The organism is Comamonas guangdongensis, assembly GCF_041079535.1.
Taxonomy (GTDB): Bacteria; Pseudomonadota; Gammaproteobacteria; order Burkholderiales; family Burkholderiaceae_C; genus Comamonas; species Comamonas guangdongensis.
In genome coordinates this window covers 36,489-52,870 of the sequence record NZ_JBFYGN010000008.1, presented here as the reverse complement: position 1 = coordinate 52,870, position 16,382 = coordinate 36,489, and the positions used below count along the sequence as shown (strand labels likewise).

At 66.8% G+C, this 16,382-nt stretch carries 17 protein-coding genes; 10 read left to right on the top strand and 7 right to left on the bottom strand.

Annotation, left to right across the window (positions count from 1 at the left end):
* Nucleotides 1-1,183 precede the first annotated feature (1,183 nt).
* The 3 genes from AB6724_RS09035 to AB6724_RS09025 form a co-directional block, all read right to left on the bottom strand.
* Complete coding sequence (locus AB6724_RS09035) at nt 1,184-2,248, bottom strand: sensor histidine kinase (RefSeq protein WP_369338186.1); 1,065 nt, start codon at nt 2,246-2,248, stop codon at nt 1,184-1,186.
* Nucleotides 2,241-3,059: a hypothetical protein gene (locus AB6724_RS09030; RefSeq protein ID WP_369338185.1), complete on the bottom strand. Its 819-nt coding sequence runs from the start codon at nt 3,057-3,059 to the stop codon at nt 2,241-2,243. Before AB6724_RS09030 ends, AB6724_RS09035 begins: the two co-directional genes overlap by 8 nt.
* Nucleotides 3,060-3,272: 213 nt before the next feature.
* A complete protein-coding gene (locus AB6724_RS09025) occupies nt 3,273-3,848 on the bottom strand; it encodes a flavin reductase family protein (protein WP_369338184.1) in 576 nt (191 codons plus the stop codon).
* 104 nt (nt 3,849-3,952) lie between these two features.
* Between AB6724_RS09025 and AB6724_RS09020 the strand changes: the two genes are divergently transcribed.
* Nucleotides 3,953-4,327 carry a VOC family protein gene (locus AB6724_RS09020; protein ID WP_369338183.1) on the top strand — a complete coding sequence of 125 codons (375 nt, stop codon included), beginning with the start codon at nt 3,953-3,955 and terminating at the stop codon, nt 4,325-4,327.
* 68 nt (nt 4,328-4,395) lie between these two features.
* Here the strand turns inward: AB6724_RS09020 and AB6724_RS09015 are convergent, their stop codons facing one another.
* Nucleotides 4,396-5,553, bottom strand: coding sequence for an ankyrin repeat domain-containing protein (locus AB6724_RS09015; protein WP_369338182.1), 1,158 nt, complete (start codon nt 5,551-5,553; stop codon nt 4,396-4,398).
* Between the two features lie 257 nt (nt 5,554-5,810).
* Between AB6724_RS09015 and AB6724_RS09010 the strand changes: the two genes are divergently transcribed.
* The 6 genes from AB6724_RS09010 to AB6724_RS08985 all read left to right on the top strand — a co-directional run bounded on the left by AB6724_RS09010 (nt 5,811) and on the right by AB6724_RS08985 (nt 10,920).
* Complete coding sequence (locus AB6724_RS09010; protein ID WP_369338181.1) at nt 5,811-6,053, top strand: hypothetical protein; 243 nt, start codon at nt 5,811-5,813, stop codon at nt 6,051-6,053.
* A gap of 174 nt (nt 6,054-6,227) precedes the next feature.
* Nucleotides 6,228-6,839 carry a class I SAM-dependent methyltransferase gene (locus AB6724_RS09005; RefSeq protein ID WP_369338180.1) on the top strand — a complete coding sequence of 204 codons (612 nt, stop codon included), beginning with the start codon at nt 6,228-6,230 and terminating at the stop codon, nt 6,837-6,839.
* A 57-nt stretch (nt 6,840-6,896) separates the two neighbouring features.
* Nucleotides 6,897-7,655 (top strand): hypothetical protein, encoded by a 759-nt coding sequence (locus tag AB6724_RS09000; RefSeq protein WP_369338179.1) that lies wholly within the window; start codon nt 6,897-6,899, stop codon nt 7,653-7,655.
* Between the two features lie 99 nt (nt 7,656-7,754).
* Nucleotides 7,755-8,579, top strand: a complete 825-nt coding sequence (locus AB6724_RS08995) for a tRNA-uridine aminocarboxypropyltransferase (protein WP_439329843.1) — start codon at nt 7,755-7,757, stop codon at nt 8,577-8,579.
* A 67-nt stretch (nt 8,580-8,646) separates the two neighbouring features.
* A complete protein-coding gene (locus tag AB6724_RS08990) occupies nt 8,647-9,402 on the top strand; it encodes a sterol desaturase family protein (protein ID WP_369338178.1) in 756 nt (251 codons plus the stop codon).
* Nucleotides 9,403-9,834: 432 nt separating this feature from the next.
* Entirely contained in the window at nt 9,835-10,920 is a 1,086-nt protein-coding gene (locus AB6724_RS08985; protein WP_439329842.1) for an acyltransferase family protein, read from the top strand.
* Here the strand turns inward: AB6724_RS08985 and AB6724_RS08980 are convergent.
* Nucleotides 10,917-11,573, bottom strand: coding sequence for a DUF924 family protein (locus tag AB6724_RS08980; RefSeq protein ID WP_369338177.1), 657 nt, complete (start codon nt 11,571-11,573; stop codon nt 10,917-10,919). The genes AB6724_RS08985 and AB6724_RS08980 overlap by 4 nt on opposite strands.
* Nucleotides 11,574-11,897: 324 nt before the next feature.
* Between AB6724_RS08980 and AB6724_RS08975 the strand changes: the two genes are divergently transcribed.
* Nucleotides 11,898-12,428 carry a DUF1439 domain-containing protein gene (locus AB6724_RS08975; RefSeq protein WP_439329849.1) on the top strand — a complete coding sequence of 177 codons (531 nt, stop codon included), beginning with the start codon at nt 11,898-11,900 and terminating at the stop codon, nt 12,426-12,428.
* Nucleotides 12,429-12,498: 70 nt separating this feature from the next.
* Here the strand turns inward: AB6724_RS08975 and AB6724_RS08970 are convergent, their stop codons facing one another.
* Entirely contained in the window at nt 12,499-13,323 is an 825-nt protein-coding gene (locus AB6724_RS08970; protein WP_369338175.1) for a substrate-binding domain-containing protein, read from the bottom strand.
* 169 nt (nt 13,324-13,492) lie between these two features.
* Here AB6724_RS08970 and AB6724_RS08965 point away from each other — a divergent pair, with 169 nt between their 5' ends.
* On the top strand, nt 13,493-14,392 hold the full coding sequence (locus tag AB6724_RS08965; protein ID WP_369338174.1) for a LysR family transcriptional regulator: 900 nt from the start codon (nt 13,493-13,495) through the stop codon (nt 14,390-14,392).
* Between the two features lie 12 nt (nt 14,393-14,404).
* Here the strand turns inward: AB6724_RS08965 and AB6724_RS08960 are convergent, their stop codons facing one another.
* On the bottom strand, nt 14,405-15,418 hold the full coding sequence (locus tag AB6724_RS08960; RefSeq protein WP_439329848.1) for a Bug family tripartite tricarboxylate transporter substrate binding protein: 1,014 nt from the start codon (nt 15,416-15,418) through the stop codon (nt 14,405-14,407).
* Nucleotides 15,419-15,592: 174 nt separating this feature from the next.
* Between AB6724_RS08960 and AB6724_RS08955 the strand changes: the two genes are divergently transcribed.
* Nucleotides 15,593-16,315 (top strand): glutathione S-transferase N-terminal domain-containing protein, encoded by a 723-nt coding sequence (locus tag AB6724_RS08955; protein ID WP_369338172.1) that lies wholly within the window; start codon nt 15,593-15,595, stop codon nt 16,313-16,315.
* Nucleotides 16,316-16,382 lie beyond the last annotated feature (67 nt).

Sequence of the window (16,382 nt, the reverse complement as noted above, 5' to 3'; positions counted from 1 at the left end):
GAGGCTGATTTCGCCACAACTCTCGCAGGCTGCCCGTATCCGCTCCCACCCGTGTGTCTGCGCCTGCGGCACGCGGTTCGGGCGGCGGGCATTGGCACCGCAGAGTGCCAATGCTTTGTCTTCAAATTTGCGGCAACCTGTTTGAGCGGCGCGCGTAGCGCAAAGCGAGTTTTGCCGCACCGCGGCCTGAATGGCGTGACGCAGGTTTGCCCGTAGCGAAGCGCAGGGACGCAGACAGTCGGGTCGCCTTTTCTTTGGGTACTGTTCTTTTGGCGAAGCAAAAGAAAGTACCTCGGCTGACGGGCCGAGACCCGTCCTCTGTCGTGTACGACAAAACGGCTTCTGTTTTGATAGCTGCTTGCGCTTTCTGTGATTGAGACAGAGGCCGATTGGGTTCGAAATTTCGGATTGAGTGCCATGCCTGATTGATGGGCAGAAGGCGGGTCTCGGCCCGCCATGCCGACTTACTTTCTTGCTGGTGCAAGAAAGTAAGCAAAGAACACCGCCCCTACTGCCCACGACCCCTTCGCTGCGCTACGGGGCAACCTGCGCCGTTAACCTCTTGTGGCTGTGCGGCAAAACTCGCTGCATGCTTGCAGCACTCCGCTCAAACACGTTGCCGCAAGTCAGAGCACGATGCGTCTGCACTCTTCGGTGCAGACGCCAGCCCCAAGAGGCCGCCGTCGCAGGCGTGGGCACAAGGGGCAATATCGAATGCGGGTACCAGATAGCTTCTTTGTGTTTTTGATAGCTGCTACCGCCCAGGGAATAAGCGCTAGAGGCTGATTTCGCCACAACTCTCGCAGGCTGCCCGTATCCGCTCCCACCCGTGTGTCTGCGCCTGCGGCATGCGGTTCGGGCTGCGGGCATTGGCACCGCAGAGTGCCAATGCTTTGTCTTCAAATTTGCGGCAACCTGTCTGAGCGGCGCGCGTAGCGCAAAGCGAGTTTTGCCGCACCGCAGCCTGAATGGCGTGACGCAGGTTTGCCCGTAGCGAAGCGCAGGGACGCAGACAGTCGGGGCGTGTTCTTTTGCCTTCTTTGCTTGCACGAGCAAGAAAAGAAGGTCGCCTGCCGGGGCGAGACCCGGCCTCTGTCGCAAGCGACGCAGCAAGTGGTGAACTCAGCGCAGTTGGAAATTGATAGCTGCAAGCGCTTAGTACACAAGCGCTACAGCCAAAAACTCAATCCTCAGAGCCCAGTACCAGCTTAGCCCTCAACACCGTCCGCCCCGGCGACGACTCAATCCCCAACAGTCCCCCGACCCGCGCAATCCGCACCGCCATGGAGCGCATGCCAACGCCCAGACCCGAGGCGTCTACGGCCTGCACGTCGAAGCCCACGCCGTCATCCTCGATCTCCAGCAGCAGCTCCTGCGCTTGAGGCTGCACAAAAGACAGACGCACATGGCGGGCCTGGCTGTGCTTGATGACATTGGTCAGCGCCTCCTCGATGAGCCGGGTCAGCGCCAGATATTGCAGCGCATTGGGCGGCAGGCTCCAGTTCTGCGGAAACTGCCAGTCGCAGCGTATGCCCAGGGCCTCGAACAGGTCGTTGAAGCGGCGGCGCAAGGGGGCCAGCCATTCCTGCGGCGTGGCGGGCACGCGCACCTGGGCCGAGGAATGGCTGTCTATGCTCTGGCGCAGGTCGTTGCGGATGAGCTTGAGCATGGACAGCACCTGGGGCCGGCTCAGGGCGCCGCTGCCCTGCTCGATGGAGGCAATCATGTGGACCAGTTCGCTGCCCAGGCCGTCGTGCAGATCGTGGGTCAGGCGCAGGCGCTCCTGCAGGCGCGCGTTGGAGAGTTTCTGGGCCTCCAGCTCGGCGCGCAATTGCTCGGACTTTTTCTGTTCGCTGATGTCGAAGGTGAAACCGATCAGCGCCGTGGGTTCGCCCCGCTCGTCGCACAGCACATGCACCACTTCCTTGACCCAGACAAAGCGGTTGTCGCTGGTCTGCGCCCGGTACTCGGCCTCGTGGTCCACGCCGGCCAGGCAGAGCTCCACGCAGCGCGAGACGGTCTGCTCGCGCTCGTCGGGGTGGATGCGCTCGGCCCAGTCGTTCACGGTTTGCCAGCTCTCGGGGCTCCAGCCCAGCAGGTCCGCGATCTGCGGGCCGATATAGCTGTACTTCTTGGTCGCCCAGTCGATCTTGAAGGGAATCGCTAGGGTGGACTCGAGCAGCGTCTGGTAGAGGCCGTTGTCCGTGTCGGGCTCGAGTGTGCGCAGGCGGGGGCGGGCTTCAAGCATGGGGCGCTCCTGTCGGGTCGAGAAGAGGGTGGGTGGTGGGCAGATCGTTCCAGAACCAGCAGAAATAGCTGTGCTCGGTTTGCAGCAGGGTCTGGGTTCGGACGCTGGTTTGCCCCAGGCCCTGCCAGCAGGCCAGGGCCGAGTTGCGGTTGCCGTGCAGGTCCAGGCAGCTCTGTTCCGACGAGCGTGGCCGGGGCGGCACGTACAGCGCCTTGCCGCGGGGCAGCCAGAGGTCGGCCAGGCAGATCTCCTGCCGCTGCGGCCAGTATCTGGCCACCGAAATCACCAGCGGCAGATGCGGGTCCACGGCGGCGAAGACATGCGGAAAGTCGTGGTGCTCGAGGTCGGTGCAGACCTTGGGCAGCAGGCGGTAGCCGGTGCCCAGATAGGGCGATCTGTGCCCCGCAAACATGCCGTATTTATAGTCGACCAGCGAAAGACATGGCTGCGGGCTGGTGATGCGAATGCCCTGGCCCGGCTCCGCCAGGGTCATGCCGAATGCGGCCGCCGTGTCGCTGGTGGCCCATAGGGGCCGGTATTCGACCTGATCGGCCAGAAATTCCAGCCGGGTCTGCTCGCCGTACCTGGGATCGGTCGGTTCGGTGGTGGCGCTGCGGACGCCATATCTGTTGCCCAGGGCCACCATGGGGTCGCTGATGCTGGGCTCCAGCAATTGCACACCGCTGGGCGGTACTTCGAAGTAGCGGGCAAAACCGCCGAGGTTGCAGAAAAACGGGGTCCGCGAAAGATGGATGGGCGTCTTCGCCCCCTCTTTGATGAACAGTACGGGATCAAAATACTCTTGCGCCATGGCCCACAACGTCCGGTGATTGATCGGAGGGATTGCTGCTCGGTGCGCCAGCAATCACTGGCTTGCTGCCCTGCCAGCTGCCGCAGTCTAAATGAAGCAGTCGGCGCTGGGCCTGCGCGGCCGCAGCCGCGAGCCGCGGTCAAAAGCAAGGCTCGGAGTATTTTTGATAGCTGCAAGCGCTTGATAGGCAAGCGCTGCAGCCATGCAGAACGCTTATTTCACCGTCACCGATTCGCCGATCGCATAGAACTGCCCGCCCGCCACATAGTGCAAGGTGCGCAGCTCGGCCGGCGCGCCGTCGAACTCCCAGTGCCCGTCGCGGAACACGCGCTCGTCGGCCCAGGCGGCCACGACTTCGCCTATGAACAGGTCGTAGGCCTGCTGGTTGTGCGGCTCGGGAATCAGCTTGCAGACCAGCCAGGCCGCGCAGCCTTCGACCAGCGGCATATCCAGCTGCGGCGCGGCGAACAGCCGCACGCCGTGGCGCTCCAGCTTGTCGGGCATGGTGGTGGCGCTGTCCGTGCCTATGGCCTTGGTCAGCGCGGCCATGGGCACGGTGGGCAGCTGCAGCGCGAACCGGCCGCTGGCCTCGACCAGGGCGCGCGTGCGCGTGGCCTTGTCCAGCACCACGGTGACCTTGGGCGGCGCAAAGTCCAGCGCGCAGGCCCAGGCCGCGGACATGGCGTTGCGCTCGCCCCCATGCTGGGCGGAGACGATGACCGTGGGGCCGTGGTTGAGCAGGCGGTAGGACTTGTCCAGCGGTACGGGCGTGAAGTGTTGTTCAGGCATGGCGAGCAAAGGTGACTGGAGTGGGGCGGGAAGCCGCTACGATGTGTGGCGACCGATTGCAGTCTGCAATCTTCGCCCGAATCCGGGCACCATGAGGAGAACCAATGTTTAGCCACATCATGCTGGGCGTGAATGAGCTGGAGCGCGGCAAGCGCTTCTATGACGCCATGCTCGGCCAGTTGGGCATTGCGCCCGGCATCGCCAACAAGAACCGCTTCTTCTACCGCAGCCCCACGGGCACGTTTGCGATCTCCACGCCCATCAACGGCGAGCCCGCCACGGCCGGCAACGGCGCGACCACGGGTTTTCTGGCCCAGTCGCCCGAGCAGGTGAATGCCGCGCATGCGGCAGGCGTGGCGGCCGGCGGCGTCTCCATCGAGGATGCGCCGGGCTGGCGCGGCGAGGCCATGTACCTGGCCTATCTGCGCGACCCCGATGGCAACAAGATCTGCCTGACCTACCGCAAGCCCAAGGCCTGAGGCAGGCACGCTGAAACGGAAAAGGCCGCTGACGCGGCCTTTTTTACATGGCGGGAGCCCGGTCCGCCTTATTGGGACTTGAGGGCGTTGGCCAGAGCCTGGACCTTGAAATACTGGCGCGCGAGATTGTTGCGCGCCAGCTGCTTCTGCTCCGCCGACAGAGGCATCTTGGCGACTTCGGCATCCATCTCGGCCAGCAGCTCCGGCGGGATCTTGCTGAAGTCCACGGGAGCGGCATCGGCCGCGGCGGGCTGCAGCAGCGCCGGTGTCGCACCGGCCGGGGCGGGCGCTGCCATGGCCGCGGGCCTGGCCCTGGGCTGGAGCAGGGCCACGATTTCGGGCGTGCCCTGGGCCTGTGCAATCTGCAGCGCAGTCTTGCCGCTGCCGTCCACGGCGTCGAGATTGATGCCGCCGCCGTCTATGAACAGCTGCACGGCCACATCGTCCTTGCGCCGTATGGCCTCGATGAACTGCGGCTGGGAGTGGTAGGTCATGCCCATGGCCGTGAGGTTTTTGCGCGCCTCCACCTTGGCCTGCAAAGGCGTGCCGGCCGCGGCCGGCGAGGCGGCGACCGCAGCCGCGACTTCAGCAGCCGGGGGAATCAGGGCACTCACGGCCTGCAGATCCGGGGTTTCCTGCGGGCGGCCGGGAATATCGATTCGCTCCACCAGCAGATTGGGCAGCTTGGCGCGAATGGCGTCGATGTTTTCCTTGAGCTGGCCCGCGGCCCGGTCTTCGTCGCTGCCGCGTATGGCCTTGGTGATGCCGTTGAACAGGCCCGAGGTCAGCGACTCGGTACGCTTGATGCTGTAGTACACCACATAGGCCTTGACGCCCTGGGCAAAGCTGTAGAGGCAGACCTGATGGCCTTCGGCGATGAAGGCAAAGGCGTTCTTGACGGGCGGGGGCTTTTTATAGATCTCGGCGTAGGCGTCCTCGCAGAGGTACTCGGGCGAGGGCACGGCTCCCGACACCTGCTTGAGCTTGGGCGCTCCGGGGCGCGCAGGCGGCGTGGACGGCATGGCGCGGTAGCTGAGGTTGGCGGGAATCGCGAACTGGGACAGCGCGTCCTTGATGCCATTGGCCGCATCCTGCGGCGGGCTGCCGGGGAACACCAGTTCCGCCTTGCTGATCTGAATGTCCCACTGGTCGCGAATGTCTGCCGCCAGCGCATTCATGCCCAGCGCCGTGCCAATCAGGGCCGCCAGCAACGTCTTCTTGTACACAAAATCTCCCTTGTTTTTCGCTTGCTCAAAGCCTGAAGAATAGCGGTTTTGAAGCATTTGGTAACAATCCTGGGCCGCAACCGAATGGAAAAAGCCGGGCCTGAACCGGCTTCACGGTCGGCCATGCCCGACCTGGCAGGGGTGGTGCTGGCCCGGCGGGCGATGCCAAACCGGGAGCGGCGGCACAATGGCGGCTTTTGCACCGCACCGACGCTCCAGGGAGCGGCTGCGGGGCACCATATTCCAAGCGCTGTTTCATGACCAAGACCACTCCTCCCGCCGAAGACCATTTGTGCGCCGCCTGCGCGGGCATCCAGCGCAACTGGCGCAAGGCCCCCGGCCATGCCGAACTCATGCAGCGCGGCAACCGCAAGGAGGAGCGCGGCTCGACCTCGGTGACGGTGACCCGCTATGTCTGCGAGCACTGCGGCACGGTCTGGGACTACGAGAACAACAAGCAGGATCAGCGCAAGGGCTGGTCCGTGGTGGGCCGGGTGTAAGCAGACCTCCCCCCCTGAGCCGCTTCGCGTCTTCCCCCCAAGGGGGACGGCGGCCTTTGCTGCGGGGCGGCGCGGCCGGCTCTGCTTGAGGGAGCGCCATGGCGCAGGCCGTGATGCAAAGCCAAGCTGTGCGGCGCCTTTGGGCGCCGTTTGTTTTGATCGGAAGGAGACTGCGTGCAATCAGCAAGCGACGAGTGGTTTGACGAGGCGTATTACCAGCGCTTTTACTTCGACAAGAAGACCAGCGTGATCGATCCCGAGCACGCGCAGCGGCTGGGTGCGTTTGTCTGCTCGTATCTCGCGTATCTGCGCGTGCCCGTGCGCCGCGTGCTCGATGTGGGCTGCGGCATAGGCCTGTGGCGCGAGGCCGTGGCCCGCCACTTTCCCGGAGCCAGCTATCAGGGCGTGGAATACAGCGAATACCTGTGCCAGCGCTACGGCTGGGAGCGCGGCTCGGTGGTCGATTACCGGCCGCGGGATGGCGAGCCCTTCGACCTGCTGATCTGCCAGGGCGTGCTGCCCTATCTGAGCCCCGCGGACCTGAAGACGGCGCTGGCCAATCTGGGCCGGCTGTCGCGCGGCGGCCTCTACATCGAGGCCGTGGCCCGCGAGGACTACGAGCGCGACATCATCGACGAGGAGCTGACGGACCCGCGTCTGTTCCGCCACCGCGCCGAGCTGTACCGGCGCGGCCTGCAGCCGCATTTCAAGGAGCTGGGCGGCGGCGTGTGGCTGAGCCGCCGGGCCGAGCTGCCGCTGTTCGAGCTGGAGTGCCTGGGCGGGTAAGTCGCCGGCGCCCGCGTATATTGCGCGGCTTGTTCCATAGATCGAGGGAGAAGGGCCGTGAGAGCCATCAAGACACGCGGCGCTGCCGCCCGGACGCTGGGCCTGCTGGCCTGTGTGCTGCTGCTGGGAGCCTGCGGCAAGCAGGCCGAGGCACCCGCCGCCGCGCCGCAGGCCCAGGCATCGGCGGCCCCTGCTGCCAAGCGCGTGGTGGACCAGCTGCTCAGCGTCGAGACCATAGGCATGAATCTGGCCCAGGTGAAAAAGCTGGCCGGGCCTGCCGTGCACTCGGAAGCCCACCGCCATCTGCTGCGGACGGACGGCTGCGACATCACGCTGCTCAGCGACGAGGCCGACAAGGTGGTGCAGGCCGTGGAAGTGGCGCTTGCGCCCAGCTGCCAGGTTTCGCTGCAGCCGCTGCTCGGCAGCCTGGCCGGCACGCCGCCGCAGCTGCTCGGCGAGCTGAGCATGGGCCGGTTCGAGCAGTTGCTGGGCGGCGCCTACTATGCCGACTGCCTGAGCATGTGCGGCAATGCGGCCGACCCCGTGGTCAGCCTGATCGCCGAAGGCCCGCGCGCCCTGCAGCTCATGGAATTCGCCGTGACCGTGCAACTGGTGGCGGGGCCGGCGCTGGAGGCCGCGGACAAGTGGCGCGACGCCATGCAGAAGGCCGAGTCCGAGGACTATGTGCTGGATACGCGTTTCAACTGCGAGCCCGAGCGCTTCAAGGACGTGGTGGGGCCGGCCTTTGCGGCCATCAAGCCGACCAGCTTTGTGTTCGGCAGCGGCCTGGGCTTCCAGTCGGGGGAGTGCGACTGATCCCACGGCCCGGCGCCGCGCAAGGTATCGCGGCGGGCCCGGCAGCCATGAGGGCGAGAGAGGACAATACGCGGCTTTGGTTGTTGCGGGTGCTCTCTCTTGTCTGATTCCACGTCCTTGCCGTCTTCCGTCCAGACTCCGCTGTCCCGGCTGCGCAGCGTGGATTCGGGCGTGGCGCCGCATGCGGTTGCGCGTCTGCGCACGGCGCGGCTGGCGCGCAGCACGCGGCCGTTTCTGTCGCGCGGCGGGCCGCGCGGCGAGCGCTGCGAGGGCTGCCGGCTGCGTCCCACGCATTGCATGTGCGAGCTGCGGCCGCAGCTGCCCACCCAGGCCGGCGTCTGCCTGCTGATGCACGATGCCGAGCCGCTCAAGCCCAGCAACACGGGCTGGCTGATCGCCGATGTGGTGCAGGACACCTGGGCCTTCGGCTGGTCGCGCACCGAGGCGAATCCGCAGTTCCTGGCCATGCTGGGCGACCCGCAGTGGCAGCCCTATGTGGTGTTTCCGGGCGAGTTCGTGCAGCCGCCCGAGCGCGTGGTGCACGAGCTGCCGCAGGACGGCGGCGGGGCCGGCCGCAGGCGCCCGCTGTTTATCCTGCTCGACGCCACCTGGCCCGAGGCGCGCAAGATGTTCCGCAAGAGCCCGTATCTGGACCGCTTCCCGGTGCTGAGCCTGCACCCCGAGCAGATCTCGCGCTACCGGCTGCGCCGCTCCAAGCGCGAAGACCATTTCTGCACCAGCGAGGTGGCGGCCCTGTGCCTGGAGCTCGGCGGCCATGCGCGGGATGCGCGTGCGGGCCGCGTGCTGGAAGCCTATCTGGCCGTGTTCACCGAGCGCTATCTGCAGGCCAAGCACCAGCAGCCGGCCGACCCCGCCAGCGCCGCGCATCTGCAGCTGCAGGCCTGCATGGCCGAAGACCGCTAGCTGCCGGCCCGGATATCGGCGGGGCCGCGGTTTGCCGCTAGACTGCCCCCAACCCAATGGAGCTGCCGTGCTGGAGTATCTGGTCTATCCGCTGATCGCCCTGATGTTTGTCGCCGTCTTCACGCGCGAGGTGATCGCGCCCGCGTCGCGCAATGCCTGCGACCGGCGCTGGCTGATCTACAGCACGGGCCTGGGCGCGCTGACCATGGCCTCGGCCCTGGCCCTGGGCTATCTGCTCGAGGACCGCATCCGCGCCCATGCGCTGCTGGATCTGGGCTCGCGCTGGAACCCGCTGCTCGTGGGCCTGCTGAGCTTCTTCCTGACCAGCTTTGTCTTTTACTGGTGGCACCGGGCCACCCATGCCTCCGACCTGCTGTGGCGCGTGTTCCACCAGCTGCACCACAGCGCGCGCCGCGTGGAGGCGCTGACCTCGTTCTTCGCCCATCCGCTGGATTCGGCGGCCGCGGTGATGCTGAGCACGCTGTCCAGCTACTGGGTGTTGGGCGCGAGTCCCGCGGCGGCGGCCGTGGCCCTGGCGCTGACGGCGGCTTTCGACCTCTTCACCCATGCCGACATGCGCACGCCGCGCTGGCTGGGCTATGTGCTGCAGCGCCCCGAAATGCATACCGTGCACCACCGCCATGGCCACCATGCGCAGAACTACGGTCTGCCGCTGTGGGATCTGCTGTTCGGCACCTGGGTCAATCCGGCCGAGCGCGCCCCGCGCCTGGGCTTCGACGACGAGAAGTCCGAGCGCCTGGCCGAGATGCTGCTGTGGCGCGATGTGCATAAGAGCGGACCGGCCTGCGAGCGCAGGCCTTGAGAGCTATCAAGATTGATAGCTGCTGGCGCAGGTGGCAGTAGCGGAATCTGCGGTTTTTGTGCTTTTTTGTTAAAACGGCCGCGCCGAACGGAACTCGGGCCCGCCCGGCCGTATCCGAGGTTTGGGCGCTTCAGAATTCTGTTCAAATCGCCCGCGTCGGCCCGCCCCATGGCGGACCGCACCCGCCCTGGCACCGGTACAACACAACATTCGCGCCCTGTTTTCGAGGCCGCGCGAGCCAAGAAACCACCGTCCAGGCATTCGCTCCCGGCCCTGGCGCCGCGTGCATCCCAGGCCCCAGGGCCGCTGCAAAGAGCTGTTACCAGCCTCTTGCGCAATTTCTGAATACTGCTTTGGCCGGGCCTCGCGCCCGGCTGCTTTGCTTCATTGCAAGCCCGGCCCGTGCCCGGGCGAAAGGAAAGGTGTCCGGTTTTGGTGGAGTCGGTTTTCAAGCTGCGCTACAACCCCGCGCTCGACGGTCTGCGGGGCGTGGCCATTGTGCTGGTGATTCTCTCGCATGCGCATGCACCGCTGTTCGACGGCGCGTTCTTCGGCGTCGATCTGTTCTTCGTGCTCAGCGGTTTCCTCATCACCTCGCTGCTGTTGATGGAGTTTCAGACCCAGGGCCGGCTCGATTACTGGCGCTTCTATCGCCGGCGCTTCTTCCGCCTCATGCCGGCGCTGGCCCTGTTTCTGGGCGTGTACTGCCTGCTGGCCCCCTTCATCTGGCCCGAGCTGAGCGACATCTATTCCGACGCCCTGGTCTCCATCCTCTATCTGGCCGACTACGGCATCGCCTTCTTCGACAGCCCGGACACGCTGCTGCACATGTGGTCGCTGTCGGTGGAGGAGCATTTCTATCTGCTCTGGCCGCCGCTGCTGGTGCTGTTGCTGCGCAAGGCCACGCCGGGCCGGGTCTGGGCCCCGCTGCTGGCGTTGTGGCTGCTGAGCACGCTGTGGCGCGTCTTTTGGGTGGCCCAGGGCCAGCAGTTCTATGAAATTTTCTTCCGCTTCGACACCCGGGCCTCGGGCCTGCTGGCCGGCGCGGCGCTGGCGGCGCTGATGCAGGAAAAGCCGCGCTGGATGGAGCGTCTGCAATCCCTGCGCGCCTACACCATGTGGCTGGTGCTGGCCGTGCCGCTGATCATGGAGCTGGGATGGGACAACCAGCATGCCATGCTCTGGGGCATCACGGTGGTGGAGTGCGCGGCCGTCGTCGTGTTGCTGGCGGTGCAAAAGCCTGAGGGCCTGGTCTACGAGATGCTGACCGCGCCGCTGCTGATACGCCTGGGCAAGCTGTCCTACGGCATCTATCTCTGGCATTACCCGGTGGTGCGCTATCTGCGCGCCGACTATTCGTGGCCGGTCACCGTGCTGGCGGGGCTGGCGATCTCGACGGCGCTGTCCGCGCTGTCGTTCTACACCGTGGAGCGCTGGGCCCTGAGGCGGCACGATGCGGGCCGGCAGCCCGCTCGCCAGCCGCGCCGCGAGCCCGTGCTGCGCGAGGCCGGCGGCTAGAAGCCGGAGCCGGGCTGGGCCAGATAGGCCAGCTCGGCCGCCGTGCTCCGGCGGCCCAGGATCGCATTGCGGTGGGGGAAGCGGCCGAAGCGCTCTATCACCTCCCGGTGGCGCCGCGCATAGTCTAGCGAGCCCGCCAGATAGTCGCGGGTGGCGGCATCCGGCGCCGTCTGCAGCAGGGTTTCGAACACCGCCACGCTGCGCTCCTGCATGGCCGGGTCCTCGGCATGCTCGAGCGGCAGGTACAGAAAGGTGCGCGCCACCTCGGGCAGCTCCAGATCGGCGCCCAGCTCCCGGGCCTCGAGCGCCAGGGATAGGGCCTGCGCGTCGCCCGCAAAACTCTGGGGCGTGTTGCGGAAGATGTTGCGGCTGAACTGGTCCAGCAGCAGCACCAGGGCCAGCCGCTGCCACGCGCCTTGCGCGGCCCAATGCCGCAACCGCCCATCCAGAGCGGCCTGCACGGCGGCGCCGAAGCGCTGGCGCAGCTGTGCGTCGAAGGCCGGTGATTTGGTGAACCACTGCAGCTTGTGCTGCAGCGCACTGTCGTTGTCGGGCCGGGCCTGGCCAAACCACTGGGTCAGAATCCGGTCGGGCAGCGCGGCATCCCGGGCCGGATCGGCCCGGTGTTCCATGGGGTCGGTGTTGCAGCTCATGCGCCTATTGTGGGGCCGCCGCGCCTCGCGGCTCGAAGCTTGCAATTTCTTGTCTTGCGCTGCGGCAGCGTCAACCCGCCGGCGCCTGCCGCGTTAAAGATACCTGCGGTTTGAAGGCAAAAGCGCATCAAATGCGGGAACTTCATTCACCCATGGGGACTCTGGGGAATAGCGGCCGGAGAGAGAATGAGGCTTTCAAAAAACATAGCGCAATGCGCTGAATTTTCAACCGCTTTCGCGGTTCAGGGTTTGAGTAATTTACGGAGTCGGGCTGTTGTGATGAATCGGCGCTCATGGTTGATGATGGCGGTGGCTGGCGCGGGTCTGGCGGCCGCGGGTTGCTCGGGCAAGACGGTGCCCAGCAGCGTGAGTGTGAGCCAGCAGAAGCTGCAGGAGATGGTGTCCCGGCGCTTTCCCAAGCAGTTTCCCGTCGCGGGTCTGCTGCAGCTGGATCTGACGGCGCCGCAGCTGAACCTGGTGCCCGAGCGCAATATGCTCAACGCGGTGATCCCGGCCGAGCTCAGCGGCAAGGTGCTCAAGGAAAAATACAACGGCCAGCTGAATGTGGATTTCGCGCTGCGCTATGAGCCCACGGACCGTACGCTGCGCGCCCACCAGATCAAGGTCAACAGCCTGGAGATGAACGGCCTGGCTCCGGCCATGAGCGATATGCTGGCCACCTATGCCACGGCTCTGGCCGAGCAGGCCCTGGGCCAGGTCGTGCTCTACCAGTTGCAGGACAAGGATCTGGCGCTCGTGGATGCCCTGGCCATGGAGCCCGGCGCCATCACCGTGACCCCCCAGGGGCTGACGGTGGCCCTGGTGCAGAAAAAGGCCAAGTCCCAGACTCCCTGAGCCGGGACGGCAGAAACAGAAAAGCCCGCGGCCAGCATGGCCGGCGGGCTTTTTGCTTTGCCGCGGCGGCTCAGCGCGGCGCGGCGATCGGCTCCAGGCCGGTGTCGCGTATGGCCTTGTGGGCCGCGGGCGAGGTGTAGAACTTGAGCAGCTGCTCCAACCCCTGCGGGTTGGTCGAGCTGCTGGCCGTGCCGGCCGAGAAGACGGTGTAGTGCTGGACCGAGTCGGGCAGCGTGCCCACATAGCTGATGCCGGCGATGGGCAGCAGCTCGCTGACCTGCTGCAGGCCGATCTCGGCCTCGCCGCGCGCCACGATGGTGCCCACGCGCTCGGTCACGATCTTGCGGCTCTTGGGCAGGACCTGGTCCTCTATGCCCAGCTTCTTGAGCATCTGGGTTTCGTAATAGCTGCCGCTGGCGCTGGCCGAGTAGGCGATGCTCTTGGCGCCCAGCAGCACCTGGCGCAGCTTGTCCTCGGTGCTGATGTCGGGGATGGGGGCACCCTTTTTCACGGCCACGCCCACGGCCGAGCGCACCAGATCGATCTGCGTGCCGGGCCTGACCAGGCCCTGGCTTGCGAGCTGGTCCAGCGCGCCGCGCGCGAGGATCACCACATCGGCCTTTTCGCCCTTGCTCAGGCGGTTGGGAATGGAGGTGGGCGAGGCGCCCATGGACGAGCCGTAGGCCGATTCCACGGCAATGCCGGTCTGCGCCGTGAACTGGGGTGCGAGCAGCTTGTGGGCCGCCGTGAAGCCGCCCGAGGTCATGAGCCGCACGGGCTCCTGGCTGGGGGCGACCGTCGGCTGCTGGGCGCAGCCCGCGGCCAGCAGCAAGGCGCCCAGCAACAGGGCGCGGCGGCCCCAGAGCGGCGCGGCGGTGGTGAGCGAGGTCTTCATGTCTGTCTCCTGGGAAATTCTTGTTAGGCCCAATACAGGGTGGAAAGCCTTGTGGAACATGCGCGGCGCACTATGCTTGCGATAGCGGTCCGGGCTGCGCGCATTGTGTGGGTCCGCGCTCGCAGCGTCCAATACTGTTTGCGTCTGAACCTGATATGAATTTCGTTTTATGGATTTGCGCCGCCTGAACTGTTTTCTGGCCGTGGCCGAGGAGCTGAACTTCAGCCGTGCGGCCCAGCGCCTGCACATGAGCCAGCCGCCGCTGAGCCAGCAGATACGCCTGCTGGAGCGGGAGATGGGGGTACAGCTGTTCGAGCGCTCGCGCCGCGCGGTGGCGCTGACGCCGGCCGGCCTGCTGCTGCAGGACAAGGCGCGGCAGATCGTGGCGCTGCACCGGCAAGCCGGCGAGCTGTGCCGCATGGCGGCCTCGGGCCTGGCCGGGCGGCTGCGCATCGCGTTCACGGCCTCGGTGCCGCTGTTCGCGGACTTCTCGCGCCTGCTGGGCGAGTTCCGCCAGCGCTATCCGCAGGTGGAGCTGGACCTGCAGCACATGACCACGGGCGAGCAGATCGCGGCGCTGGCGGCCGGGCAGATAGATCTGGGCTTTATGCGGCCTTCGCCGGCCTTCCGCATTCCCCTGCCCATCCGCGAGCGCACGCTGTGGCGCGACGAGCTGATGCTGGCCCTGCCGGCCGCGCACGAGCAGGCCAGGTCCGGCGCGCCGCTGGCGCTGCAGGCCATGGCCGAGCAGGCTTTCGTGCTGCACCCGGCCGTGCTCGGCGGCGGCCTGCACGAGCATATTCTGGCGCTGTGCAGCGAGGCCGGCTTTGTGCCGCGCATCGCCCAGCCCGCGCGCGAAACGGCCACCATGCTGGCCCTGGTGGCCGCGGGCCTGGGGGTCTCGGTGGTGCCCAGCGTCTACGCCAGCATCTGCCCGCCGGGCGTGGTGTTGCGGCCGCTGGCCGATGCGGCGCGCCACTCGCGCATCGCCATGGTCTGCCGCCAGGACGAAAGCCTGCCCTGCGTGCAGATGTTCTGGCAGCAGCTGTGCGCGGCCCGGGCCGCGTGAGCGCCGGCGTGGCTAGTCGGCGCGGATATGGGTGGCCTGTATGACCTCGGCCAGCTTGCGGGTCTCGGCCTGGATGAAACCGGCACACTGGGCCGGCGTGCCGCCCCTGAGCGTGGCCCCCATGTCCGACAGCGTCTGGGTGACGGCCGGCGTGGCCAGGCTTTTGTTCAGCGCCTCGTTCAGCGTCTGGATCAGCGGCGCGGGCGTCTTCCTGGGCGCGACCAGCCCCCACCAGACCGTGGCCTGCAGGTCCAGGCCTTGCGCACGGGCCGTGGGTACCTTGGGCAGCAGCGGGGAGCCGTCGCGGTTGAGCATGGCCAGCGCGCGCAGCGTGCCGCTGTTCACATGGCCGGCCACCTCCAGCGGGTTGGTGGCCATGAAGTCCAGACGCCCGCCCAGAAGGTCGGTCATGGCCATGGCGCCGCCCTTGTAGGGCACGCGTACGGCCTGGAAGCCCGCGGCATGCTCGAGCTGGGCGCTGGCCATATGGCCCGAACTGCCCGCGCCGGCCGTGCCGTAGGAAATCGCGCCGGGCCGGCTCCGGCCCGCGGCCACCAGCTCGGCCAGGGTCTTGTGGGGGGAGCGGGCATTGACCACCAGCACCAGCGGCGCCTCGGCGATGAGGCCTACGGGACTCAGGTCGCTGGCCGGGTCGAAGCGCAGCCTGGGGTGCAGCGCCTTGCTGGTGGTCAGCGTGTTCGAGGCCAGCAGCAGGGTGTAGCCGTCGGGCGCGGCGCGGACCACGGCGTTCATGCCGATATTGGTGGCGCCGCCGGGCCGGTTGTCGACCACCACGGGCTGGCCCAGGATGTCGCCCATGGGCGCGGCCACCAGGCGCGCGACGATGTCCACGCCGCCGGCCGGCGCATAGGGCACGATGACCGAGAGCGAACGCTGCGGAAAGCCCGCGGCCCGGGCATCGGCGCCCAGCCACAGCCCGGCCGCCAGCGCGGCGCCCAGATTCAAGGCCTGGCGGCGGTGGAGGCTGGAGAGCGGGTTGCGGGCGATAGGGGGCAGGCTGGGCATGCAAAAGGTCTTGGTGGATTCAGCCGACATGCTACGTGCCCGCGCGCGGCTCAGGGGGCTGTGGCGGGTACGCAGATTTGCGTAGGCCGGTTCCTGCATGGCCCGCGGCACACGGGCTTGGGGCTCTGCCGTTAGGATGGCCTTCTGTCCCAGGCATTGTTTCCAAGGAATCCCATGACTCAGAATTCGCCACTCGCCGGCTATTCCGTGACGCGCAAATGGCCGCCCCGCCATCCGGGCCGCATCCAGCTGTATTCGCTGCCCACGCCCAATGGGGTGAAGGTGTCGATCGCGCTGGAGGAGATGCAGCTGCCCTACGAGGCGCATCTGGTCAGCTTCGAGACCCACGACCAGCTCACGCCCGAGTTCGTGGGCACCTTCCCCAACAACAAGATACCGGCCATCATCGATCCGCAGGGCCCGGGCGGCAAGCCGCTGGTCCTGTTCGAGTCGGGCGCCATCCTCATCTACCTGGCCGAGAAAAGCGCCAGTCCGCTGCTGCCTGCCGATCCCGTGGCCCGCTACGAGACCCTGCAGTGGCTGATGTTCCAGATGGGCGGCGTGGGGCCGATGTTCGGCCAGGTGGGCTTTTTCCACAAATACGGCGGCAAGGACTTCGAGGACAAGCGCCCGCGCGACCGCTATGTCCACGAATCCCGGCGCCTGCTGGGCGTGCTGGAGCAGCGCCTGCAGGGCCGCGAGTGGATCATGGGCGACAGCTTCACCCTCGCCGATATCGCCATCTGGCCCTGGGTGCGCAACATCACCCTGCCCACGGGCTATAACGCGGGCGAGCTCGTGGGCTGGAACAACTTCCCCGAGCTGCAGCGCGTGCTGGGCGCCTTCGAGGCCCGGCCGGCCGTGCAGAAGGGTCTGAACGTGCCGCTGCGCGGCTGAGCCCGCCCAGCGTTGCAAAAACGCGGCTCACTGTCCCAGCCATGGTGTCTTTGATTGCCGGCGAATG

Bases quoted from the DNA above. Each gene is read 5' to 3' on its own strand.
- AB6724_RS09035 (WP_369338186.1), bottom strand. From the start codon at position 2,248: ATGCTTGAAGCCCGCCCCCGCCTGCGCACACTCGAGCCCGACACGGAC.
- AB6724_RS08980 (WP_369338177.1), bottom strand. From the start codon at position 11,573: ATGAGCTGCAACACCGACCCCATGGAACACCGGGCCGATCCGGCCCGG.
- AB6724_RS09030 (WP_369338185.1), bottom strand. From the start codon at position 3,059: ATGGCGCAAGAGTATTTTGATCCCGTACTGTTCATCAAAGAGGGGGCG.
- AB6724_RS08970 (WP_369338175.1), bottom strand. From the start codon at position 13,323: ATGAAGACCTCGCTCACCACCGCCGCGCCGCTCTGGGGCCGCCGCGCC.
- AB6724_RS08965 (WP_369338174.1), top strand. From the start codon at position 13,493: ATGGATTTGCGCCGCCTGAACTGTTTTCTGGCCGTGGCCGAGGAGCTG.
- AB6724_RS08955 (WP_369338172.1), top strand. From the start codon at position 15,593: ATGACTCAGAATTCGCCACTCGCCGGCTATTCCGTGACGCGCAAATGG.
- AB6724_RS08960 (WP_439329848.1), bottom strand. From the start codon at position 15,418: ATGCCCAGCCTGCCCCCTATCGCCCGCAACCCGCTCTCCAGCCTCCAC.
- AB6724_RS09010 (WP_369338181.1), top strand. From the start codon at position 5,811: ATGACCAAGACCACTCCTCCCGCCGAAGACCATTTGTGCGCCGCCTGC.
- AB6724_RS09020 (WP_369338183.1), top strand. From the start codon at position 3,953: ATGTTTAGCCACATCATGCTGGGCGTGAATGAGCTGGAGCGCGGCAAG.
- AB6724_RS09025 (WP_369338184.1), bottom strand. From the start codon at position 3,848: ATGCCTGAACAACACTTCACGCCCGTACCGCTGGACAAGTCCTACCGC.